Annotated in this window: 20 protein-coding genes and 1 tRNA gene; 6 read left to right on the plus strand and 15 right to left on the minus strand. The window is 44.2% G+C overall.

Going from position 1 to position 22,845, the window contains the following annotated elements; all coding sequences use genetic code 11:
* The first annotated feature begins 65 nt into the window (after positions 1–65).
* Positions 66–137 (plus strand) — tRNA-Gln (locus ACKI5J_RS07835).
* A gap of 81 nt (positions 138–218) precedes the next feature.
* Here ACKI5J_RS07835 and ACKI5J_RS07840 read toward each other — a convergent pair.
* The 10 genes from ACKI5J_RS07840 to ACKI5J_RS07885 form a co-directional block, all read right to left on the minus strand.
* Positions 219–512, minus strand: a complete 294-nt coding sequence (locus tag ACKI5J_RS07840) for a hypothetical protein (RefSeq protein ID WP_407428233.1) — start codon at positions 510–512, stop codon at positions 219–221.
* A 128-nt stretch (positions 513–640) separates the two neighbouring features.
* Complete coding sequence (gene soxC, locus ACKI5J_RS07845) at positions 641–1,891, minus strand: sulfite dehydrogenase (protein WP_407428235.1); 1,251 nt, start codon at positions 1,889–1,891, stop codon at positions 641–643.
* Positions 1,892–1,902: 11 nt separating this feature from the next.
* Positions 1,903–2,523, minus strand: coding sequence for a c-type cytochrome (locus tag ACKI5J_RS07850; protein ID WP_407428237.1), 621 nt, complete (start codon positions 2,521–2,523; stop codon positions 1,903–1,905).
* Between the two features lie 222 nt (positions 2,524–2,745).
* Positions 2,746–3,243 carry a peptidylprolyl isomerase gene (locus ACKI5J_RS07855; protein ID WP_407428239.1) on the minus strand — a complete coding sequence of 166 codons (498 nt, stop codon included), beginning with the start codon at positions 3,241–3,243 and terminating at the stop codon, positions 2,746–2,748.
* A 54-nt stretch (positions 3,244–3,297) separates the two neighbouring features.
* A complete protein-coding gene (locus ACKI5J_RS07860) occupies positions 3,298–5,313 on the minus strand; it encodes a thioredoxin domain-containing protein (protein ID WP_407428241.1) in 2,016 nt (671 codons plus the stop codon).
* Between the two features lie 15 nt (positions 5,314–5,328).
* Positions 5,329–6,384: a COX15/CtaA family protein gene (locus tag ACKI5J_RS07865; RefSeq protein ID WP_407428243.1), complete on the minus strand. Its 1,056-nt coding sequence runs from the start codon at positions 6,382–6,384 to the stop codon at positions 5,329–5,331.
* A 90-nt stretch (positions 6,385–6,474) separates the two neighbouring features.
* Entirely contained in the window at positions 6,475–7,782 is a 1,308-nt protein-coding gene (locus ACKI5J_RS07870) for an ammonium transporter (RefSeq protein ID WP_407428245.1), read from the minus strand.
* Between the two features lie 275 nt (positions 7,783–8,057).
* A complete protein-coding gene (locus ACKI5J_RS07875; RefSeq protein WP_407428247.1) occupies positions 8,058–10,502 on the minus strand; it encodes a DUF5686 and carboxypeptidase regulatory-like domain-containing protein in 2,445 nt (814 codons plus the stop codon).
* 248 nt (positions 10,503–10,750) lie between these two features.
* A complete protein-coding gene (locus ACKI5J_RS07880; protein WP_407428249.1) occupies positions 10,751–11,587 on the minus strand; it encodes an aminotransferase class IV in 837 nt (278 codons plus the stop codon).
* Between the two features lie 19 nt (positions 11,588–11,606).
* The gene (locus ACKI5J_RS07885; RefSeq protein WP_407428251.1) at positions 11,607–12,644 is read right to left on the minus strand and encodes an RluA family pseudouridine synthase; all 1,038 of its coding nucleotides are present in this window, start codon (positions 12,642–12,644) and stop codon (positions 11,607–11,609) included.
* Positions 12,645–12,691: 47 nt separating this feature from the next.
* On the opposite strand from ACKI5J_RS07885, the gene ACKI5J_RS07890 reads away from it, so the two are divergent.
* Entirely contained in the window at positions 12,692–13,597 is a 906-nt protein-coding gene (locus tag ACKI5J_RS07890) for a 1-aminocyclopropane-1-carboxylate deaminase/D-cysteine desulfhydrase (RefSeq protein WP_407428253.1), read from the plus strand.
* A gap of 5 nt (positions 13,598–13,602) precedes the next feature.
* Here ACKI5J_RS07890 and bshB1 read toward each other — a convergent pair whose 3' ends face one another.
* Both bshB1 and ACKI5J_RS07900 read right to left on the minus strand, forming a co-directional pair.
* Complete coding sequence (gene bshB1 / locus ACKI5J_RS07895) at positions 13,603–14,322, minus strand: bacillithiol biosynthesis deacetylase BshB1 (RefSeq protein WP_407428255.1); 720 nt, start codon at positions 14,320–14,322, stop codon at positions 13,603–13,605.
* A 48-nt stretch (positions 14,323–14,370) separates the two neighbouring features.
* The gene (locus ACKI5J_RS07900; protein ID WP_407428257.1) at positions 14,371–14,994 is read right to left on the minus strand and encodes a DUF4294 domain-containing protein; all 624 of its coding nucleotides are present in this window, start codon (positions 14,992–14,994) and stop codon (positions 14,371–14,373) included.
* Positions 14,995–15,113: 119 nt separating this feature from the next.
* Here ACKI5J_RS07900 and ACKI5J_RS07905 point away from each other — a divergent pair, with 119 nt between their 5' ends.
* Genes ACKI5J_RS07905 through pabB form a run of 4 tightly spaced genes read left to right on the plus strand, consistent with a single transcriptional unit; the run spans position 15,114 to position 20,451 of the window.
* Positions 15,114–17,345, plus strand: a complete 2,232-nt coding sequence (locus ACKI5J_RS07905) for a RelA/SpoT family protein (protein WP_407428259.1) — start codon at positions 15,114–15,116, stop codon at positions 17,343–17,345.
* Between the two features lie 59 nt (positions 17,346–17,404).
* Positions 17,405–17,878, plus strand: coding sequence for a Fur family transcriptional regulator (locus tag ACKI5J_RS07910; protein ID WP_106293323.1), 474 nt, complete (start codon positions 17,405–17,407; stop codon positions 17,876–17,878).
* Positions 17,879–17,895: 17 nt separating this feature from the next.
* Positions 17,896–19,170 (plus strand): adenylosuccinate synthase, encoded by a 1,275-nt coding sequence (locus ACKI5J_RS07915; protein ID WP_407428261.1) that lies wholly within the window; start codon positions 17,896–17,898, stop codon positions 19,168–19,170.
* 12 nt (positions 19,171–19,182) lie between these two features.
* Positions 19,183–20,451, plus strand: coding sequence for an aminodeoxychorismate synthase component I (pabB, locus tag ACKI5J_RS07920; protein WP_407428263.1), 1,269 nt, complete (start codon positions 19,183–19,185; stop codon positions 20,449–20,451).
* 3 nt (positions 20,452–20,454) lie between these two features.
* On the opposite strand, the gene ACKI5J_RS07925 is transcribed toward pabB, so the two are convergent.
* The 3 genes from ACKI5J_RS07925 to nadC are packed head-to-tail and all read right to left on the minus strand — an operon-like array spanning position 20,455 to position 22,841.
* A complete protein-coding gene (locus ACKI5J_RS07925; RefSeq protein ID WP_407428265.1) occupies positions 20,455–21,243 on the minus strand; it encodes a M48 family metallopeptidase in 789 nt (262 codons plus the stop codon).
* A gap of 35 nt (positions 21,244–21,278) precedes the next feature.
* Positions 21,279–21,929 (minus strand): glycerol-3-phosphate 1-O-acyltransferase PlsY, encoded by a 651-nt coding sequence (plsY, locus tag ACKI5J_RS07930; protein WP_407428267.1) that lies wholly within the window; start codon positions 21,927–21,929, stop codon positions 21,279–21,281.
* Between the two features lie 60 nt (positions 21,930–21,989).
* On the minus strand, positions 21,990–22,841 hold the full coding sequence (gene nadC, locus ACKI5J_RS07935; protein WP_407428269.1) for a carboxylating nicotinate-nucleotide diphosphorylase: 852 nt from the start codon (positions 22,839–22,841) through the stop codon (positions 21,990–21,992).
* Positions 22,842–22,845: the final 4 nt, after the last annotated feature.

Raw genomic sequence — 22,845 nt, forward strand, 5'->3', positions numbered from 1 at the left:
TGCATTTCTACTAGAAAAAGCAAATTTCCATTTACAATAAATAAATTTTATCGTATTTTTGACGCAGTTCTGTAGTGTAATGGCTACCACGTCAGATTCTGGTTCTGAAGATCTAGGTTCGAGCCCTAGCAGGACTGCAAAAAAGCCCTCCGTTTAGCAATGGAGGGCTTTTTTTTACTTAACATCATCAACAAACTCTTATCTATAAAAGGCTAGGCCTACTTAAGCTTCGCCAAAGAACTTTTAAGCTTCTCGATATCTTTCTTTATGCGTTTCGCCGAAACAACAAGGCTATTACTCATCTCAACAAACAAAACGGGATCTATCAATTGCTCTCCGCTGTTTTCCACCCCTTCAATGTGCTCATAAGAATGCCCCAGGAACTCCTGCATTTCATCCCAGCTTGCACCCATATTCTTACTTTCAATCCTTTGAGCAATCCGGATCCGCTTTTCAACAAGCACCAATTGATCTTCCTTAGTCTTAAGCTGCAGTTCTATAATCTCTTTCATTTTGTATTAAAACGCATCAGCACTAAAAGAACGCCACCTGTGCGCATATAACCTTTTAGTCATTGATTTATGAGATTAAATGTACGCCAATCTCCGCGGAATAAAAGACAATGAACACGATTAATTCTTCATCTTTCAGGCCGGTGTAACACCTGACCGTCCCTCCTGATATACCAGGCAGTAATTGGGTTCAGATGATATCCGCCCATACTTTCGCCCCTTGCTGCTATCAACTGCTGCATAGTTGGCTGGAGATATCCCGTCTCATCCGTTGCGCGACTCAGTATCTCCGTTTCATCACCATTCCATTGCCACAGGAATTTAAACTGAGTATGGGCTTTGTCCAAAACTGGTCCTGGCAAATTCGCAGTATACCAACTCTTGCCTGCATCCGTACTAACTTCCACCTTTACAATTCGGCCTCGTCCGCTCCACGCTATCCCCCTGATCTCTACCCATCCCCTTTCAATATGTTGCGGAAAAGCGGGATATGTGATAATGGATCGTGCATCCATTTCAAAACTAAACTGCCGGATCTTACCGTCTTTAACTTCTTCCGTATACTTAGAAGTCTCTTCCCGGGTCATATAGGGCTGATCTCCTACTTCAATTCTTCTGATCCACTTAATCGAAGTGTTACCTTCCCAGCCCGGCAAAAACAAACGGGCAGGATAACCTTGTTCCGGTCGGATGGCTTCTCCATTTTGCGCATAAACGATCATTGCATCATCAAGTGCCTTTCTCAAGGGAATGCTTCTCGTCATAACCGCAGCATCTGAGCCTTCTGCCAGGAGCCAGCTGGCTCCTGACTCCACGCCCACCTCTCTCAGCAACGTAGACAACATGACGCCTGTCCATTCACTTTGACTGGTGAGTCCGCAGATATCCTGCGGAGACATCTCAAGCTTACCAGTCCGGAAATTTCCCGAACATTCCAGAAAAGCAATCCGGGTGACAGAAGGGAACCGCTTCAGGTCATCCAGCGAGAAAACCATAGAGCTATCCACCATACCATGAATCAACAGTTCATACTTCCCCGGATCCATTACCGGAACACCAGCATGATGTCTCTCAAAATGCAGGTCCGACGGTGTGATTGTACCGTATAATGACTGGATCGGTGTTCGCGAGGATGTGAAAGTGGGCTTCTTAGCCAAAGACTCGAATCCAGATCGTGTACCGATTTCTCCGGGAAACGTCCCAAGCAGTTTGGTGGGGTCGGCTAGCAGTCCCGACGATTCAGGCAGTGAGGTCTGCACTATCTTTCCGAAAGACGACTTTACCAAAACGACTGCGGCAGTCGCTGCTCCACCCAACAGCAATTTTCTGCGACTAATTTTCTTTCCGCCACCCGGATTATCCATATTGATTATTTCCATTAAGTGGTATTCTATTTAACCTCCGCTCCACCCTTGCGATCATCATTTACAAATCTCTTTTGAGCCGGCATCTTCACACGTGGAAGTGATGACGCTGTTAAAACCATATCCTCACCGATGATACCATTTTCATATAACAAATAAGCCGTCAGGCCATAAACTTCCCTTGGCTGAAGAGAGCCTGGCGCATTGAAAGGCATCGCCCTGTTGATGTAGTCGTACAATGTGGTGGCATAAGGCCAATAAATACCGATCGTCTTCGTACGCTTACTTTTTTTAAGTGAATCAGGATGTACTTTCGTTTCGTCATAAGCGAAAAGACGGTCGTAGACACCGCTGGATATTCTCGTGCCATGACAGGAAACGCACTTTGCAAGATATACAGACCTCCCGTATTCGACGGTTCCTGATCCGGAGGGTAAGCCCTTTCCATCTGGCCTGACATCAATATCTACAGACGATATCCTGGCATCGTCTGCCATCCTTCCCAAGCCGAAGCTTTCCGGCCAATCCTTCGAGCGCTCCTCCCTAATATTTGCTTGCTCTATCTGAGAGCCCTGATCACGAGCGGTGTCAGTTGAACATCCGTGAAGAAATGAGATTATAAATAACGCGGATATTTTTTTTATCATATTGAGTTTGTCAGACGCTGTATGCTTCCTGCTACCTGACCATCAGGTAGAAAGTCGCCTGTCCAACTCCCCAAATATAAAAGCAAATAAATAATCTACAAAAACTATAGACTATTTATTTAATTAGGCTTATACGCTTAAATACTTATCAGAAAAGACTAAAAACGAGAAAGCCATTCCGAAAACTCGAAATGGCTTTTAACAAATAGGGTTATTGAATAATTAGTGACCTGAATGGCCGTCAGCACCATGGGCATGACCATGAGAAAGCTCTTCTTCTGTAGCCTCACGTACATTTAAGATCTGACCTTTAAAATGCAGATCCTGTCCCGCCATCGGGTGGTTCAGATCGACGTGAACACCCGTTTCGGACACACCTGTAACACGAGCGCGGAATTGATTGCCCTGATTATCCTGCAAAGGAAGAACTGAACCTACTTCAGGTACATCCATCCCCTGAAACATATCAGAAGGCAACTCCGTTACAGCGTTATCATCTTTCAAGCCATATGCATCAGCAGCGGTTAAATGGAAATCATACGTGTCTCCGGTTCCAAGCCCTGTTAAGTTTTCTTCGAATTTTGGAAGCATCATTCCAACACCATAAAGAAAAACCAGAGGCTGTTCTTCTGTTGCCTTCTCCACGAACACTTCTTCTCCATCTTGAGTGGTATACAGATCGTATGTAAGCGCCACCACGCTGTTTGGTTGAATTTTCATATTGTATAAATTCGGTCTGCTCTATTCAAAAAAGAAACACAGACCCCTAAAAAATTAAGTAAGTTGCCCTAATGCTTCGGATACAGTTGTAACAGGCAAGCGGCAAGTTCTGTTTTTACAAACAAATATTTTAGTTTCCCCAACAAATTTATCCTGCAGCAAAGGTAATGTTCCTGAGCTTCCTCCCAAGAGAATTTTGTTCGGAATGAAATTATTTTCCAATTCTCGCCTCAGTCGCTCGCTTTCTGAACCCGTAATCGCTATTTCGTAAACGCCAAAAACAACGTTCATCAATAAAATCCCCCAATTGGAATAGGCAGATCCATACGTCTTTATAGACGGGAATACCGTTCTCAGCATTTCGGCCGACTGCGAAAGATACATTTCTTCCTGAAATAGATGTCCTAATTTGAAAAGGTTAAGTGCCATAGATGAGTTTGAAGACGGGATAACATTGTCCATAATCTCATGCTTTCTTGCAATGAGCTCCTTATCTGTCTGCGAAGTATAGAAGAAAAGTCCTGTGCCCGGATCGAAGAAGTTCTTTATTACATATTCACAAAGTTGTCTCGCTTCATTCAGCCAGCGCTCATCAAACGTAGCCTCGTACAAGGCGATAAAACCGTCAATCACGAAAGAATAGTCATCGAGAAAAGCGGATAAAGGAGCTCCGTTTGCACCCTCCCTTTTATCAATCCTGCGCATTACACCACCCTGGTCGACCAGATTATCAAGAATAAAATCAGCGTTGCGTATGGCAATACGAAGAAACCTCTCGTCAGTAAAAGCCTTATAAGCGTCTACGTACCCCCTCAACATCATGCCGTTCCAACCCGCTATAATCTTATCATCAAGTCCTGGTCTTATTCGTTTGCTCCTGTAGGCAAATACTTTCGACTTTGCGGTAGAGAGCAGAGCTTCTGCAGCATCCGTAGAAAGAGCCAACTTTTCAGCAAGGTCATGCATGTCGACTGACCGCTTCAGAATATTAGTATGTTCTTCTTCCCAGTTTCCATCCGGTGTTATGGAATAAAACGAGTTGAATACAGCTCCTTCTTCAGGATCCAATATCGTCTCTAACTCAGCAAGTGTGAAAGTATAGAACTTCCCTTCAACACCTTCGCTATCGGCGTCAAGTGCTGAGTAAAAACCACCCTTCTCCGACAGCATTTCCCTTTCCACCCAATCAAGTGTCTCATAAACCACTTGCCTGTACAATACCTGCGGTTCTGACTGATAAGCTTCAGCATAAAGACTAACCAGTTGAGCGTTGTCATACAACATCTTTTCAAAATGCGGGACATGCCACTCCGCGTCAACAGAATACCGGGCAAAACCCCCGCCTATCTGATCATATATTCCTCCATAGGCCAGCTTGTTCAGGGTGAAATGAGTAATTTCTTTCGCCGACACATCATTCATCAGATGTCCGTAACGAAGCATAAACTGCCAGTTGTTTGGCAACGGAAACTTAGGAGCACGTTTGTAACCTCCTTCTTCAAAATCAAATGTTCTTTTCCACGGTCTGAAAATATCCTGCAGATCTTGTTGAGCATACTCAATATGTTCCGTGGAAAGATTAAGCTTTTCAACCTGCTGCACTCCCTCAGTAAGTCTTTCAGCGTATCCGATCGCTTCCTGCGGCTTTTCCTTCCAGAAGTCGGCTAGCTGAGCCAGCACATTTTTCCAGTCGTCTTTTCGAAAGTATGTACCTCCGTATATCGGTCGCTGATCCGGGAGGCATATGCAATTTAACGGCCATCCTCCCTGTCCTGTCATGAGCTGCACAGCGTGCATATAGATCTGATCAACATCCGGACGCTCTTCGCGGTCTACCTTGATGCAGATGTAATGATCGTTCATAATCGCGGCCACTGAGTCATCTTCAAAAGACTCATGTTCCATGACATGACACCAGTGACACGCCGAATATCCGATACTAACAAGAATAAGTTTGTTCTCGGCGCGCGCTTTCGACAATGCTTCTTCCCCCCACGGATACCAGTCAACAGGATTATACGCATGCTGCTGCAGGTAGGGAGACGTTTCGTTGATTAATCTGTTTGACATAGGCAGTGTTTTTTGTTAACCTCTCACTTTCCCGCCTCTGCTATAGAAATAAGTAAACACCATTATCGACATCAGCACAATTCCTCCAAATTGGTGTAAGATACTATATGTCAACATCATGTCATTCATACTGTTCAGCAGGGCGAGAACCCCAAGCAGCACCTGAACCAAAACAGCAGCTAACGGAAAAAATCTTACTTGATACAACACACTGGTTTTATTCAACTTCGCAGATTTAAATGTCCAGATACCTACCAAAATGGTAATAAGATAAGCCAGGGTACGATGTATAAACTGTATACTGATAAGATTGTGTGTAACATCGGCAATAAAACTTCCCTGATTCAACATTTGATGTGAAGGCACCCAGTGCCCGTTTATATCCGGCCAGGTAGGTGCTGCTAATGCAGCATGCGTTCCTGCCATAAATGCACCATATACCAATTGGATCGTGATCACAACCAGCAACCAGAAATTCAGTTGCTTCAACGGCTTGTTGTTCGTAAGTCTCTCGCTTGGAACAGTGATTTTTAGTGCAAACCAGATCACGTAGGCAAGAAGTACCAGGGCGGCGATAAAGTGAACAGCGAGGCGAATATGACTCACATACACCAGATCGGTTCCAATTCCACTCTTCACCATGATCCATCCAATCACACCCTGTAGTCCGCCAAGCAGAAATAAAATGATCATCGGGCCGATCATCGACTTTCCGATCTTCTTTTTTACAACAAAGTAGATAAACGGAAAAAGGAATACGAAGCCCAAAAGGCGCCCCCAGTCTCTGTGCAGCCATTCCCAAAAATAAATCGCTTTAAAGTCTTCGAGACTGAAGTGGTTATTAATGTATTTATACTGCGCTATCTGCTGATATTTCTGAAAAGCTTGCTGCCACGCTTCCTCATTCATCGGAGGCAAAGCACCGAGGATGGGTTGCCACTCTGTAATGGATAATCCGGAGCCCGTAAGACGGGTAATTCCTCCGAGCAAGATCTGTACAACGATCATGATTGCCCCAATGTATAACCATATTGCTACAGGGCGGTTTCTGCGTAACGAATGTGCTTCCATAAAGACGCAAATGTAGGCAATTATACAGCCCAAAAAAAACACCCACTTATTTAAGGTGGGTGTTAAGCGCGTTAAATAGTAAGAATGTGACTAAAGTTCTTCGCCGTGCTGTGTCGCGTCCAGACCGAGGATCTCATCTTCTTCAGAAACCCTGAGCGGGCTGATGGCATTGGTTACCAACAAGAGGACATAGGATCCAACAAATGCAAAAACCGACACCACGATCAAGGTAATCAGATGAGTAAAGAACAAATGTGTCTCGCCAAAGTAAAGACCATTTCCCGTCGTATTTCCGGCATTTACATTTTGATTGGCAAATACACCAGTAAGCAACATACCCACCATTCCGCCTACGCCATGACAAGGAAAAACGTCCAGCGTATCATCGATCTTTGTTCTGCCCCTCCAGATCACCACCAGGTTGCTAACCACGGCTGCAACAGTACCTATCACCAGTGAGTGTGGCACAGACACAAATCCTGCGGCCGGCGTAATGGCCACTAGTCCGACCACCGCTCCAATACAGGCTCCTATTGCCGTTGGTTTCTTCCCTCTGAACATATCAAAGAACACCCAGGCCATTGCCGCTGCTGCGGAAGCGGTAGTAGTGGTTGCAAGCGCTGTTGCGGCAAGCGGCCCGGCACCTCCTGCAGAGCCCGCATTAAAACCAAACCAACCAAACCAAAGCAGTCCGGTTCCAAGCATAACATAGCTGATCCGTGCCGGCGCATGTTCCGGAGAAGTCCGGCCTTTCAAGAAGATGGCAGAAGCAAGCGCTGCCCAGCCCGCAGACATATGAACTACAGTTCCTCCGGCAAAATCGAGCACACCTTTTTGGAACAGTATTCCTTCCGGATGCCACGTAGCATGCGCCAGAGGAACATATATAATAATCATAAACAGACAAAGAAAGATCAGATAGGAATTGAAACGGATACGCTCTGCAAAAGCACCGGTAATCAACGCAGGCGTTATCACCGCAAATTTTAGCTGGAACATCGCAAAGAGCACCAGAGGAACCGTAGGCATCATTGACCAGGACGAATCACCCAACATGCCTCTCATCATAAAAAACGTGGAAGGATCTCCAATAATTCCTCCGATATCATCTCCGAAGGCAAGACTGAACCCAAAAACCACCCATAAAACAGTAATCAAACCCATACAGACGAAACTCTGTAACATAGTGGAGATCACATTTTTCTTTCTTACCATCCCTCCGTAAAAGAATGCGAGGCCAGGCGTCATTAATAAGACCAGCGCTGTTGAAACGAGCAGCCAGGCAGTGTCTCCTGAATCAATAGTGCTCTCTTTAGCCATCACCGGCTCAACCGATGGAAAAACCAATCCCAGTATAACTGCGACTATCAGTAATAAAAATGGTAATACTCTTTTCATTTATCCAAGATTTAAGTTATTGTCAAATGAAATTAAATAATTAATGTCACAAATTAAACATAATTGCGATTTTATATAAAAAAAAGCAAAATATTTGCTGAAATACCTCTCTTATAAAATAAAATAGATGAAAATAAGTAAAAAAGATCCTAAAAAATAAGCCATTAACGGAATTATCCCACAAATAAAGTCAAATTAAAAGAATAGAAGACTTTAGACACATTGACGGAATCCAAAAGGATGTAAGGATATAAAGGTGGGTTATCTACCGAAACTCAAAAGCCGTAGAAGAGACGAAAAGCCTGATAAACTTTTTTATCAGGCGTCCACGATAGACCATAGTCAATCCTGAACACAAGCCGCTGTAGTCCGATATACGCTTCCTGATAATTGGTCACCGGCTGCGCTAATACCGCTCCTCCAATAATCTCCTCAAGCTTCAGCTTTCTTATAAGAGGAACCTTACTGAGGAACTTCCCCGCAAAGTTATGCTCATAATGCGCCTCAACATACCGGTCATTGGTTGTATAAGCATAGAAATCAAGAAAGTGAAAATTCGGAAACAGTGGATTGTAAATAGCGGTCTGGTTACCGGTAAAATGCCTCATATCAGGATAAAACAGCGACTTCGAATTAAGAAACTTCCCGGCAGAAATATAAAAGGAGCTGTATCCCCATAATCCGGCAGAAATCTTATCCTGAAAGAGATCTATCGCAAGAAAATCATAATTTACCACCGAATTAAATGCCCCCGGTATCCCCCTCCGGTAATTCAACATGATGGTTGGATATCTCGCCGGCTCATATATCTTGCCATCGGGCCGGGTAGTATACTTCTGCCCGTAAGTATACGAGATTTTCCCCTCGATGCTAAAGGCGTTATTCACAGGAAACACATCTTCTTCCGTTGTCGGATTCAGCGGATTATTCGATGTGATCATTTTTGCGGTACGGTCGAAGATGGAAGAAAATGAAGAATTTCGCATAGGAATCCTCCTGGAGACTTCTGTTCCTACATTTAGCATTAGCCCGTCGAGGATTTCTCTTTGAGCACTAAACGCTGCAAAGTTTGACCGATATAGCTTTAAATAGTTTTTTCCCTCGAAAAGCGTGGTAAGCGTGTTATAAAAAAGGTTTACTGTACCACGGCTGTTCAAATCGAGAAAGTCACTCCCTCCTCTGAAAGAAACACTCGCATGACGCAACGTATCAACACGATAGGTGACTTCAATATTTGCATTCGTCGTTTTGCTGGAAGAACCATAGCGCAGGTTAGGCTCGATCTCCAGAGAACGCTTAAAGCCATAACGCTTTACATGACGAGCTCTCAGCCTGGCCCCCCAGCCTTCCACCGTATTATAAAATACGGTATTATGCAACGGATAAATAAACCAATAGCTGTTGTTCTCGATATTCTCGATCCGCTGTCCGACCAACGCATATCTGATAGGCTTAAACTTATTGGTCTCCTTCTGTATGGAATCTCTATATGTTTTGGATTCCGTCTTTTTGAAGACGTTTTCCTTATCAGCATAGTTCCGTTCTTCCTCTTCGGTCAAGGGTACCGGCCGGCTTTCATTCCACCAGGTATCATCATACCCATTTACATCCGCCTCAATACGCAGTATCTCATCTCTGAAAAAGTTATCCGGAAATACCGGATTGGGTATATAGTTGCTGTACAAACCCGTATAATAACCCGCAAATTCGAATCCCAGCACCTTACCCTTAAAGCGTATTGTGATGTCAGATGGCAGCCAATGCGTCTTTTGAACTTCCCGGTAATGCTGGGAGATATGCATCGTATCGACAAAATTAATCCTCGATTCATCAGTAAGGTAGAGATCGACGCTATACAAACGCCCGTCCCCCTTAATAACATAAATAAAGCCGCTGAAAGTCGGACCATACTTCTTTAACGGGCTGACCTTAATCTTTTCAATTTCAAGACCGTTTTCCACTATCGTCCCCATCAGTCGGAAAGAATAATATTGGAAGGCATTATCGGCAACAGGTGATACGAACTGCAGATTCCCAAACGCAGCCCATTTTATCGTATTATCATAAAAGTTGATTTGAAGATCAAGTGCGCGGTTAAAGCTGAAACCCTGGTTATCGCCTGCTACCTTAGATGCCAGCATAATCTCCTTACGTTCAGGATACCGGAAAAAAAGCTTTGACTGGGTTTCCGACTGATACAAAATTCCCCTTCTGTTTGAATCCAGATGCAGCGTTTTCCCCACATTCTCGCCGAGAATACGCTTTGGAGCATCCATCAGCTTCTGAACACCCTTCGTGTAAACGTCACACTCATAAGAAGGCGTAGACCGTAAGTATCTCCTCTTCGATATAATATTTCGAATAATGGAATTGGCAGGATCTTCCTTTTTCTCCGTAATATGAACTTCATCGAGCGTGTAGCTATCCTTCGTCAGTATCACATCTTCACGCACGGATTCGATAAGTTCAATCTCCCGCTCAACACTTTTGTAGCCTACAAACCTGAAAATAAGTGTATAGGTTCCCGACTTAAGACTCAGCTTAAAATAACCATTCTCATTCGCCATCGTGCTTACGTTCATATCCTTCACAAACACTGAAGCAAACGACACAGGCGTGTTCGTGTCGTCCATGACAGAGCCGTAAATGTCTTTTACGTCCTGGCAGAAAACATGTGAAGCACAAAAAAACGCGAGTACAAGTACAAAGAATCTAAGCATCAACTGAGTTAGTCATAAAGCCAGCAAAAATCGCCAACACTATATTGCAATGGTGAGATTATGCGAGAGATCATATTATTACGCTCTGATAATCATATTATAAATACGTTTAAATACTCACATTTGTTATGTGGCAAACAATTAAAACACATCGTTATGGTACTTATCATCAGCATCGGAATAATACTAGCATTTTTAAAATACGTTCTGAACCACGCAGCAACTTTCGACGAGAGTGACGAAACGTTTTAAGCAATTGCATTCAGATAACCTAAAAACTCGTTAGAGAGTTTATTGAAGTATCTCTTTCCATTGAAGCCCATTATCCATTGGATACCCGTAGTCGCATTGGTAACAAAAACCTCATCGGCTACATTCAATATATCGGGGTTTATTTGAGCCTCTATTACCTCAATCCCGTTTTCTTCGGCAAGGCTGATTACAACCGAACGCATCACCCCGGCGATACAACCCTCCTCAAGAGATGGAGTATACAGGTTCTGCTGATAAAGAACAAACAGGTTCGTACTCATCCCCTCACACAAAAAGCCTTTCTGATTCAGGATAAACACTTCGTCGAGCGAGTTTTTCTTGCGAAATATACCAGCCATTACATATAACAGGGAATTGCAGGTTTTCAAATTAGAAAGCATGTTGATCGGCTTCGTCATATCCTCGTAGACCTGAGCAATCAAACCTTTATAATTTGCCGTATAATCCTCCTGATCGGTACGCGACATTTCGATTACGTAACCTATATCATTTCCCGATGGACTGTATAAACCATCTGCATCGCGAAATACAGTCAGCCTCACCCGGGCATTATCTTTAATGTTATTACGTATCGCCAGCTGCCGCACCTTGTCTTCCAGGAATTCCTGGGTAATAACAGCGGTTCCTTCTATTTGAAGAACATCCATCCCCGCTCTCAACCGCTGTGCATGAAGATCTGCAAACATAAGCTTCCCTCTCATCATGCGCATCGACTCAAACAAGCCATCTCCATATCTGAACGCCCGGTTTGATACACTGATATTAGCCTGCCCCGACGCCAAAATTTCTCCGTTTATATTGATAAAACCCATCTTACATTCAAACTTAACACTAACCCTCTTTATGATGCTCGAGATAATTTCTCCATTTTTCTAAAACGCCCTGAAAATCTTCAGGAAGTTCAGACTCGAAAAGTACAGGCCTTTTAGTTTTCGGATGAACGAATCCGAGAGAACGTGCATGAAGCGCCTGTCGTGGCATGATCTGAAAGCAGTTATCTACAAACTGCCTGTACTTGTTAAAGATAGTCCCTTTTAAGATCTTATCACCTCCATAGATAGCGTCATTGAAAAGAGGATGACCAATATGCTTCATATGCGCACGGATCTGGTGCGTCCTGCCCGTCTCCAGCTGGCACTCAATTAGCGTTACATAACCCAGGCGCTCTACAATCCGGTAATGGGTAACAGACCACTTGCCACGCGTGTCATCATCATAATTGTCCATCACCCTTCGGTCTTTCAAACTTCTGCCTATATAACCGGTCACCGTACCGTCTTCGGTCAGGTCGCCCCATACCAAAGCCAGATACTTACGCTCGATAGAATGGTCAAAGAACTGTTTCGCCAGATAAGCCATAGAATATTCGTTCTTGCTGATGACCAGCAAGCCAGAGGTGTCCTTATCAATACGATGAACCAATCCGGGTCTTCCGTCATTGCCCGGCATTTGCGGCAGCTGCTGAAAATGATACACCAGTGCATTAACGAGGGTGCCCGAGTAATTATTATAACCGGGATGGACCACCATACCCGGAACCTTATTAATGATTAAAAGATCGTCATCTTCATGAACGATATTAATGGGAAGATTTTCCGGATACACTTCCGTGTCACGTGGCGGATGTGCCAGGACAATAGAAATCACATCCTGCGGTTTAACCTTATAGCTGGGTTTTACCGCCTTCTCATTTACCAGAACGCTTCCTGCGTCAATAGCATTCTGAATTCTGTTTCTGGATGCGTTTTCAATCCGGTGCATCAGAAATTTATCTATACGCAGAAGAGACTGTCCTTTATCAACAACTATATTAAAGTGTTCATACAAGTCCTGTTCTTCCTGCTCAACGCTATCTTGTTCTTCCAACATGGCACAAAAGTAAGATTTTACTTTATTTTTGACCCTTATCATCTAATATGAACGAATTTCAGATATACAGCCCGGAAGAACAGCTTCATGATCCACTCTTCGCAGAGAAAGGGATAAGGGTATTTCTCAAACGTGATGACATGATACACCCCTTTATATCAGGGAATAAGTGGCGGAAACTAAAGTTAAATATTCGCGATGCGAAGGCAAATAACCGGGATCACCTGGTGACTTTTGGCGGCGTTTGGTCCAATCACCTGCTGGCTACAGCATGCGCCGCAGCAAAATACGGTTTAAAAAGCACCGCGTTCGTTCGCGGCGAAGACGTCAATTCAGACGTAATCGTTTTATGCCGGGTATTCGGCATGCAACTGATTTTTACCGACCGTAGTGCTTATCGCGATAAGAAAGGCCTGTATGAAAAAAAGTTTTCCCACGATCCGAGTACGGTATTTATAGATGAAGGGGGCGCCGGGCATCTTGCGATGCAAGGTTGTGCAGAGATCATTTTGGAGCTCGGCCAGTATTACGACCACTTATTCTGTGCCGCTGGCACAGGCACCACCTTCGCGGGGCTCGTCAAAGGAGTAACAGACGCCAACTTAAGTACCACCTGCCATTGTATCCCGGCCCTGAAAGGCGCCGATTTTTTGAAAGAAGATATCAACGCATATTTTGACGTCCCTCCTTCCTATAGCTTTCATGATGCATATAGCTTTGGCGGCTATGCAAAGACTACTCCCGAATTGCTTAGGTTCATAAGAGACTTCACCTCAACAACCGGAATTCTATTGGATCCTGTCTACACCGGAAAAATGATGTTTGCGCTTTACGCTCTGATCCGCGAAGACCACTTCCCGAAAGACTCAACCATTCTGGCGATTCATACAGGCGGACTATTCGGGTTGCTTGGCATGAAGGAGCAGATAGTTACTGCCCTGAACCAGAATTAAACACGCTATCTCAGGTCAAAAAGACTTTCAACGCCAAGAAGTTTGGATGATGTGAAGCCCTCTGCATACCTTACCCCTATATTTTTACCAAAATCTCTGCCCCGGGCCTCTACTGCCTTCACGAAATCCGGATTGGAAATATAGGTTTGGTTCTCCTCATCGTAATCTGGCGAATAAAACTGGGTTTTATAAGCATGAACAGAGTCCATTTTCTTTTCCCAGAATTCGGTTACGTCAATTAAAATATCTGGTTTGATATAAGTATCCTGAATAAAGTGAAGCAAAAGGTCAGGGCGCCATTGTTGCTGAGGAACACCATTCATCTCCGTGGCAATCTTAACCAGTCCCGAAAGAAAAACCGCATCATTGATCAGTTTTGATGCCCTGCCATGGTCAGGATGTCTGTCGGTAAATGCGTTTCCAATAACGATTTGAGGCTGATATTGACGAATTTTCCGGATCACCTGCAAAAGATGCGCTTCGTCATTCTTAAAAAAACCGTCTCTCATAGCCAGGTTTTCCCTGACATCCAATCCCAAAATCGCAGCCGCATCGGCAGCCTCTCTATCCCGGATCTCTGCCGAGCCCCTGCTCCCAAGCTCTCCCCGTGTCAGGTCTATCACCCCCACCTTCCTTCCGGCAGCTTTATGTTTTAATATAGTTCCCGAACATCCAAGTTCAGCATCGTCCGGATGGACTGCAAAGACCAGTATATCTAATTTCATGTAAGGCCAAAAATAAGACTTTACACAAAAACAAAAGTCATCATTTCGTTAGTTAAAGCTGTAACTGCCGTAATAACCTGAGCGCTGAATGATATTTTCAATGTCACGTTCCTGCGCAGGGTCATATTTCTGCTTCAGATTATGGCCGAAGACCTTGGCAACCGACTGATAACAAAAGGCCCTGAAACCACCCTTAAGCTCTTTGACCAACTCATAGCTGCTGTTCCCTGTCTCCCTGTCTATCAATTTGATAAGAATTTCTCCCTGGGTAATGGTCATGTTCTTAATCTCCTTGTTAAACATCTCTTTAATCTCTTTTTCACAGGCTTTTACGAGCTTTCTCTGCTCCTTTTTGTTACTTGTCAGCTCAAGCTCCTCATGCAATCTGCTATAGCGGTTGCGGGCGAACTTCGCATAAGGAAGTACCTTAAGGACGTTATACCTCAGTCTGTTGAACTTTTGTCTGGCCTCCGGAGACTTAAAGATGCGTGTGTTCGTAACCCATACATCTGAAAGAGGAATCCAGGGTATCATATTCCCCATATCGTCCCGCGTTACCGCGACACGAATCGTATCGTTAATTCCTTTCACCGGAATGTCATTATTCTCCTGACCGTATGCGAAACCGGTTAATAACATTACCGTCATTAAGAAAACAGTAATTTTTTTCATATCTTAGTTAATACAAATATACACCCTTAATCGTATATATATTTATTTCGGCAATACGTAAATGTAACCCAAATAGTTGTAAATAAGTATAAAGAATACGAAATCCTGAGCAATTGAAGATGAACGAATTGGTGATAGATATTGAAGCGGAGAAGAACGAAATTCTTAAGCGTTACAGAGCCCTATTAAAAGCTTGCAAGCCCACTATGCAAAAGGGCGATAAAAAGCTGATAAGGCAGGCGTTTGATCTTGCATTGGATAGTCATAAAGATATGAGGAGAAAATCTGGTGAGCCTTATATCTACCACCCCATTGCGGTAGCACAGATCGCTGCACAGGAGATTGGCCTTGGTACGACTTCTATCGTATGCGCGCTTCTACATGATGTTGTGGAAGATACAGCGATAACCCTGGAAGATATTGAACGCGAATTCGGAAAAAAAGTAGCTAAGATCATTGACGGTCTTACTAAGATTTCGGGAGTGTTCGATTACAATAGTTCGCTTCAGGCAGAAAATTTCCGTAAAATGCTGTTAACTCTCGCCGACGATGTGAGGGTAATCCTGATCAAGCTGGCCGACCGTCTGCATAACATGCGTACAATGGACCACATGCCGCGGGATAAGCAGTTGAAAATTTCCTCAGAAACGATCTATCTCTATGCACCACTCGCGCACAGGCTGGGCCTTTACGCCATGAAGTCAGAACTGGAAGACCTTGCCATGAAGTATACCGAGAGGGAAACTTATAAGTTCGTCGCCAGAAAGCTGAACGAGAAAAAAGCGGAACGGGAAGCATACATCCAAGAATTTGTCGGACCGATTAAGGATATACTCGCTGCCCAGGGATTAAATGCCGATGTATATGGCAGACCTAAATCCATCCACTCCATCTGGAACAAGATGCGTAAGAAGGGAATTCCCTTTGAAGAGGTCTATGATCTCTTTGCCATCCGGATCATCCTCGATAGCAAGCCTGAAACGGAAAAAGCAGATGCATGGAAAGCATATTCTATCGTTACGGATCTGTACAGGCCTAACCCTGACCGTTTGCGCGACTGGGTTTCTTCTCCCAAGGCCAATGGATATGAATCCTTACACACCACTGTGATGGGCCCTAAAGGTCAATGGGTGGAAGTGCAGATCAGAACCCAGCGAATGAACGAAATTGCCGAGAAAGGGTTTGCTGCGCATTGGAAGTACAAAGAATCTTCGGCCGATAGCGGACTGGATCTCTGGATTCAGAAAGTAAGGGAACTGTTAAAAAATCCAGAGTCGAACGCGCTCGATTTTCTGGACGATTTCAAGATGAACCTCTTTTCAGATGAGATATTCATCTTCACCCCTAAGGGGGCCCTGGTGCAGCTACCTCTGGATGCCACAGCACTTGACTTCGCTTTCGAAATTCACTCCGATATCGGCATCAGGTGTATAGGGGCCAAAGTAAACCATAAACTTGTACCTCTTTCCCATAAATTACAAAACGGAGACCAGGTAGAAATTATCACTTCCAGTAAGCAATCGCCCAAAGAAGACTGGTTAAACTTTGTGGTCACAGCCAAGGCTAAATCGAAGATCAAGTCCTCACTCAAGGAAGAGAAACGCCGTGTTGCTGAAGAAGGAAAGGAAATTCTGGAGAGAAAGCTAAAGTCCCTTAAGATTACCTACAACACCGAAAACATTCATAAAATCGCGTTCTACTTTAAGTTTAACAATACACTTGACCTGTTCTATACTATCGCCAAAGGCGGAATAGACCTGAAGGACCTGAAAGAGTTCCAGGCCTCTGAAAAGGTCGTTGAGGGCCGTACACCTGAAAGGATCGCCGCCACACAGCTGGAGGGGATCATGAATAAGGTTAAAGCCAAGGAAAGCGATACCCTCCTCATTGGAGAAGATCTGCAAAAAATAGACTACAAGCTATCAAACTGCTGCAACCCGATCCCCGGCGACGATGTATTTGGCTTTATTACGGTTAATGACGGAATCAAAATACACCGCACCAATTGTCCAAACGCAGCCAAACTTATGGCAAACTACGGTTACCGCGTGGTAAAAGCGAAATGGACTTCGCAAAAAGAGCTTGCCTTCTTAACCGGATTGAGAATCACCGGAATAGACGAGGTCGGTTTGATCAATAAACTAACCACCGTTATCTCTAACGACTTTAAAGTTAACATGAGATCCATTACGGTAGATAGCAATGAAGGAATTTTCGAAGGATCCATTATGGTATATGTAAACGACACTCATCATCTCGAAAACCTGATACGAAAATTGAAACAGGTTAAAGGCGTCACCGCGGTCACCCGATTTGACTCAGAACCCCGTAACATTACTAAGGCATCGTAAAGAAATTTAAGTTTTGTTAATATTTTGGATAAATTTGAACGCTGAGTCTAAAAAAGAATATGCCTTTACAAGAAACTATAGCAATGGTTAAAAAGATTTTTGAGGCTTACCTCGAAAACAAAAGTCTCAGGAGAACTCCTGAGCGTTTTGCCATTCTTGAAGAAATCTATTCACGTAACGATCATTTCGATGTGGAGTCGTTATACATCCATATGAAAAATAAGAAATACAGGGTAAGCCGTGCAACGGTTTACAATACCCTGGAGCTCCTGGTATCATGTGACCTGGTTACCAAACACCAGTTTGGCAAGAACATGGCTCAGTTCGAGAAATCTTATGGTTACAAACAACACGATCATATTATCTGCATTGATTGCGGAAAAGTTGTTGAATTCTGTGATCCAAGAATCGGACAAATTCAAAGTATGATGGGAGACCTTCTGAAATTTGAAATCAAGCATCATTCACTTAATCTTTACGGTAACTGTTCCAAACTGAAGGAAGGCTACTGTGATTCATATTCTAAAAATTAATATTACCACAATCACTCATGGCAGTTGATGTACTTTTAGGCCTCCAATGGGGCGACGAAGGCAAAGGAAAAATCGTTGATGTCCTTAGTCAAAATTACGATCTGATCGCAAGATTTCAGGGCGGTCCGAACGCCGGTCATACCCTGGAGTTCGACAATCAAAAATATGTATTGAACACTATTCCTTCCGGTATCTTCAACGCTAAAACGATGAACCTGATCGGAAACGGTGTGGTCATAGATCCTATAATTTTAAAGCGCGAACTGGACAATCTCAAAACGAGTGGCTTTGATCCTGTAGCCGCTAAGAAGCTCGTTATTGCACGTAAAGCTCATTTGATCCTACCTACACATCAGCTTCTCGACGCTGCGTCGGAAAGCAAAATGGGCGAAGGTAAAATTGGCTCTACGCTGAAAGGTATTGGCCCTACGTACATGGACAAAACAGGTCGAAACGGACTACGTGTAGGTGATGCACAACTTCCCGACTTCAGGGAACGCTATGACAGGCTCGTTGCCAAGCACAAGTCCATTCTCTCCCATTATGGAGAGATTCCTGATTTTTCCGAAAAAGAAAAGACATTCTTTGATGCAATAGAATACCTGAAATCTATCCCTATGGTCGATAGCGAGCACTTCGTTAATCAATACCTGCAGGAAGGTAAGACCGTTCTTGCTGAAGGAGCGCAGGGCGCCATGCTGGATGTCGACTTTGGTTCATATCCTTTTGTTACTTCTTCAAACACTACTGCCGCCGGAGCTTGCACCGGATTGGGTATCGCTCCCCAAAAGATCGGTTCTGTGATCGGAATATTCAAGGCTTATTGCACCCGTGTGGGCAGTGGCCCCTTCCCTACCGAACTCTTTGATGAAACAGGCGAACAACTTCGTCAGATCGGACATGAATTCGGTGCAACAACAGGAAGACCAAGGAGATGCGGATGGATCGACATTCCGGCTCTTCGATACGCCGTCATGCTGAACGGTGTTACCGAGCTTGTTATGACCAAAGCAGACGTTCTGAGTGGCTTCGATAAGATCTATGCGTGCACGCATTACGACTATAACGGCGAAACAATTGATTACATGCCATATGACATCTGCAGCGTTCCGGCAAAGCCGATTCTGGAAGAAATCCCCGGTTGGAATGAGGATCTTACAGGAATCAAGACGGTGGAGGAAATACCGGAAAGACTATCGGCATACGTAAAATATATCGAGCAGCATGTAGGCGTACCGGTGAGGTACCTGTCTGTTGGCCCGGACCGGGTTCAGACTCTGGTTTTAAATTAAAGCAATCTGATTATGCAATCGGTTGATTGTATTGTTGATAACATATCCGAATTCAAGCGTAAAGCTTTACAATGGGCCACTTCATTTGAAGTGGCTTGTTTTTTTGATTCCAACGGGTATAGCGACCGTTACTCCAGCTATACGGCGATCATAGCGGCCGGGGCGAAGAAAGAGTATCTCCCACCTGCAGGTGGCGCCTTCAGCGGACTGAGTGCTTTCCTGGCGGCGAATGCGGCATTTACACCTGGATTCATATGCTATGACTTAAAAAATGAACTGGAGAACCTCCATTCGTCCAACCCCGACAGGCTTCATTTCCCTGACATGTACTTTTTCGTGCCCGAGCACCTTTTGCTTATAAAAGAAAACCGGGTCGAAATACTTTCAGACACAGCATCTCTGCTAGACGAAATTCATGCGGTGAACCCCGTCCCGCAAAAGCTAAACTTCGCTGGCAAGGTACAACCGAGCATTTCAAGGGATTCCTATATCCGGAAAGTCGATAGTATCAAGGAACACATCCGGAGAGGCGACATCTACGAAATGAACTTCTGTCAGCAGTTCTTCTCCGAGGATGCTGATCTTGATCCTTTAGCGGCCTTCGTTGAGCTCAATCAACTATCTCCTGCACCCTTTTCATCGTTCTTCAAGCTGCGCGACAAGTATATCATCTCCTCATCTCCCGAACGCTTCATTAAAAAGACGGGGTCGAAAATTATATCGCAGCCCATCAAAGGAACGGCTCCGCGAGGATCAGAACACAAAGAAGACGAAGAGCTTAAACGCTCACTACAGGAGAATGACAAGGAGCTCGCCGAAAACATCATGATCGTGGACCTGGTAAGAAATGACCTAACCAAATCAGCCATTCCCGGCTCGGTGAAGGTCGAAGAACTTTGTAAAATTTATTCCTTTCAGCAAGTGCACCAGATGATATCGACGGTAACATCATCGGTATCAGATGATACCAGTTTGGTTTCTATTATTAGCAGTGCATTCCCAATGGGATCCATGACCGGCGCACCAAAGGTTCGTGCTATGGAACTTATCGAGCAGTTTGAGGAAACTAAAAGAGGCATTTATTCGGGCGCCGTAGGCTATTTTACTGCCGGTAAAGACTTCGACTTTAACGTCGTGATCAGAAGTCTGATTTACAATCAAACAAATAAGTATCTGTCTTTTCAGGTAGGAAGTGCAATAACCTTTGCTTCAGATGCAGAGCTTGAATATGCAGAATGCATCCTTAAAGCAAAGGCTATGTTAGACGTCTTAAGCAAATAACGATTATTTGCCTGTATAATACTTCATTGCTTCAGGTAAGCGTTTCTGAATATTGTTGATGCGGGTTGCATCACTAGGGTGTGTACTCAAAAACTCAGGAGTAGCGCCGTTATTCTGCTTAGCTGCCGCCATTCGCTGCCAGAATGTTACCGCATTACTGGGGTTATAACCGGCCATCGCCATAAAAATGAGTCCCAGCCGATCCGCTTCAGACTCCTGGCTTCTGCCGTATTTCAACAAAGCGAGCTGACCACCTAATCCATATAGCTGAGCAATACCTTCAGAACCCGTTGCAGCACCTACCACTCCTCCGAGAGCCTGGGCTCCCAATGTCTGAGAATAGCGCTCTTCAGAGTGCCTCGCTATGGCATGCGCAATTTCGTGGCCCATAACGGTTGCTAAACCTGCCTCCGTCTGGGTAACAGGCAGAATCCCGGTGTAAACCGCCACCTTTCCACCTGGCATACACCATGCATTAATATCGTTGCTCTTTACCAGATTAAACTCCCAGGTAAAGTTATATTGGTTCGCATATCCATTTTGGCTCAGGTACTTGTCAATTGCAGCGGCAATCTTACTGCCAACTTGCTTTACACGTTGCGCATCTGCACCTGATGTTACAACGACATTTTTAGGATCCTTCAGGAACTCCCGGTAGGCTTGTACGGATTGTGTCTGAATCTCTTGTGAATTGGCCAGATTTAACTGCCTTCTGCCCGTTAACGGAACAGTAGAACATGCCGCTAATACGGCTATAAGTATAAAAGTAAATGGTGTTTTTATCCGTTTCATAACCTTAAGTGTGATTTCTCATTGCAACAAAAAAACTACACAGCTGTTTTCTTTTTGAACATATTTATCTTAGACTCCTTGCCTTTTAAAAGCCTTTCAATGTTTTTCTGATGAGTAATCAGAATGAGTATACAGATGCACATTCCATACAAAACGATGGAGCGTAGCGGTGAGTGGAAAATAAATATAATGCTGAGCGGGAAAGAGAATCCCGCGATAATTGAGCTCAGCGAAACATACCTGGTCAGCATCAGAACAATTAAAAACACTGAAACACAAACTACAGAAGCCTGGAAGTGCACGGCGAGCACCATGCCGAACAAGGTGGCTATTCCTTTCCCACCCCTGAAACCGGCAAAAACGGGGAATAGATGGCCCATGACGGCCGTAATTCCTAAAGCGAGCTGATAGTTCACAAACTGCACCGAATTATGGGGTCCCGTGATGGAGGGGCCTATAAAATAAGCCAGATTCGTTGCGGTAAATCCCTTGAGAATATCCAGGACCATAACGGTAATGCCAGCCTTCGTACCCAAGACCCTAAACGTATTGGTGGCGCCTGCATTCCCGCTTCCGTATTCGCGAACATCAATCCCGTAAAAAGCTTGTCCGATCCAGACCGCACTTGGAACAGATCCAAAGAGATAAGCAGCCAAAATAGCTGCAATAGAATATATGGATATCATTCAGTATGCAATAATACTAATTATCAAGAATTAATTGGCCTTATTGTTTTAATTCAACAACTAACTAATCGCTTTCAAACTCATATCCAAACTCTTAACAGAATGAGTAAGTGCACCCATTGAAATAAAGTCGACGCCACATGCAGCATAATTTGCTATCTCCTCTTCCACAATTCCCCCCGAAGCTTCGGTAGCATACCTGCCATCAATCAATTTGACGGCCTTCTTTAAATCGTCATACCCGAAATTATCAAGTAAAATCCTGTCTGCCCCTCCCGCTTCCAGAACTTCTTCCAGCTCAGCAATATTCCTTACTTCAATCTCCACTTCCAGTGATAACGACTGTTCTCTCAAATATTCACGGGCGGCCAGTAAAGCACTTTTTATACCGCCAGCATAGTCAACATGATTGTCCTTGATCAGGATCATGTCATATAGTCCAAAGCGGTGATTCACTCCGCCGCCGATTTCGACAGCTTTTTTCTCCAGAAATCTCAGATTTGGTGTTGTCTTCCTGGTATCCAGAACCCGGGTACCTGTACCTTCCAGTCTGGAAACAATCCTTGATGTTGTAGAGGCTATACCGCTCATTCTCTGCATCGTATTCAAAACCAGTCGCTCAGCGGTAAGGATGGAATACACACTACCCTTCACCGTCAGGGCGATATCCCCATAAGAAACTTTCGCACCATCATGAATATGGACCGTAATCGATAATTCCGGATCAACACGCTTAAAAATAGCCAGCGCAACTTCTACCCCGGCCAGAACGCCCTCTTCTTTAATCATTAAGCGGGCTGCCCCCTGCTTTTCTCCTGGAATAGTAGCGAGCGATGTATGGTCGCCCGTTCCGATATCCTCCAAAAGGGCGTTTGTAATGAATTGATCAAGTAAATCTTCGTATTCTTTCATAAAG

This window comes from Arcticibacter sp., assembly GCF_045629565.1.
Lineage (GTDB): Bacteria > Bacteroidota > Bacteroidia > Sphingobacteriales > Sphingobacteriaceae > Arcticibacter.

What these genes read in the sequence shown, in the direction of transcription:
- pabB (WP_407428263.1), top strand. Translation starts at nt 19,183, where the DNA reads ATGCAATCGGTTGATTGTATTGTTGATAACATATCCGAATTCAAGCGT.
- ACKI5J_RS07915 (WP_407428261.1), top strand. Translation starts at nt 17,896, where the DNA reads ATGGCAGTTGATGTACTTTTAGGCCTCCAATGGGGCGACGAAGGCAAA.
- bshB1 (WP_407428255.1), bottom strand. Translation starts at nt 14,322, where the DNA reads ATGAAATTAGATATACTGGTCTTTGCAGTCCATCCGGACGATGCTGAA.
- ACKI5J_RS07850 (WP_407428237.1), bottom strand. Translation starts at nt 2,523, where the DNA reads ATGATAAAAAAAATATCCGCGTTATTTATAATCTCATTTCTTCACGGA.
- ACKI5J_RS07890 (WP_407428253.1), top strand. Translation starts at nt 12,692, where the DNA reads ATGAACGAATTTCAGATATACAGCCCGGAAGAACAGCTTCATGATCCA.
- ACKI5J_RS07860 (WP_407428241.1), bottom strand. Translation starts at nt 5,313, where the DNA reads ATGTCAAACAGATTAATCAACGAAACGTCTCCCTACCTGCAGCAGCAT.
- ACKI5J_RS07905 (WP_407428259.1), top strand. Translation starts at nt 15,114, where the DNA reads ATGAACGAATTGGTGATAGATATTGAAGCGGAGAAGAACGAAATTCTT.
- ACKI5J_RS07885 (WP_407428251.1), bottom strand. Translation starts at nt 12,644, where the DNA reads ATGTTGGAAGAACAAGATAGCGTTGAGCAGGAAGAACAGGACTTGTAT.
- ACKI5J_RS07925 (WP_407428265.1), bottom strand. Translation starts at nt 21,243, where the DNA reads ATGAAACGGATAAAAACACCATTTACTTTTATACTTATAGCCGTATTA.
- ACKI5J_RS07840 (WP_407428233.1), bottom strand. Translation starts at nt 512, where the DNA reads ATGAAAGAGATTATAGAACTGCAGCTTAAGACTAAGGAAGATCAATTG.
- ACKI5J_RS07880 (WP_407428249.1), bottom strand. Translation starts at nt 11,587, where the DNA reads ATGGGTTTTATCAATATAAACGGAGAAATTTTGGCGTCGGGGCAGGCT.
- ACKI5J_RS07875 (WP_407428247.1), bottom strand. Translation starts at nt 10,502, where the DNA reads ATGCTTAGATTCTTTGTACTTGTACTCGCGTTTTTTTGTGCTTCACAT.
- ACKI5J_RS07865 (WP_407428243.1), bottom strand. Translation starts at nt 6,384, where the DNA reads ATGGAAGCACATTCGTTACGCAGAAACCGCCCTGTAGCAATATGGTTA.
- ACKI5J_RS07855 (WP_407428239.1), bottom strand. Translation starts at nt 3,243, where the DNA reads ATGAAAATTCAACCAAACAGCGTGGTGGCGCTTACATACGATCTGTAT.
- soxC (WP_407428235.1), bottom strand. Translation starts at nt 1,891, where the DNA reads ATGGAAATAATCAATATGGATAATCCGGGTGGCGGAAAGAAAATTAGT.
- ACKI5J_RS07910 (WP_106293323.1), top strand. Translation starts at nt 17,405, where the DNA reads ATGCCTTTACAAGAAACTATAGCAATGGTTAAAAAGATTTTTGAGGCT.
- ACKI5J_RS07870 (WP_407428245.1), bottom strand. Translation starts at nt 7,782, where the DNA reads ATGAAAAGAGTATTACCATTTTTATTACTGATAGTCGCAGTTATACTG.
- ACKI5J_RS07900 (WP_407428257.1), bottom strand. Translation starts at nt 14,994, where the DNA reads ATGAAAAAAATTACTGTTTTCTTAATGACGGTAATGTTATTAACCGGT.
- nadC (WP_407428269.1), bottom strand. Translation starts at nt 22,841, where the DNA reads ATGAAAGAATACGAAGATTTACTTGATCAATTCATTACAAACGCCCTT.
- plsY (WP_407428267.1), bottom strand. Translation starts at nt 21,929, where the DNA reads ATGATATCCATATATTCTATTGCAGCTATTTTGGCTGCTTATCTCTTT.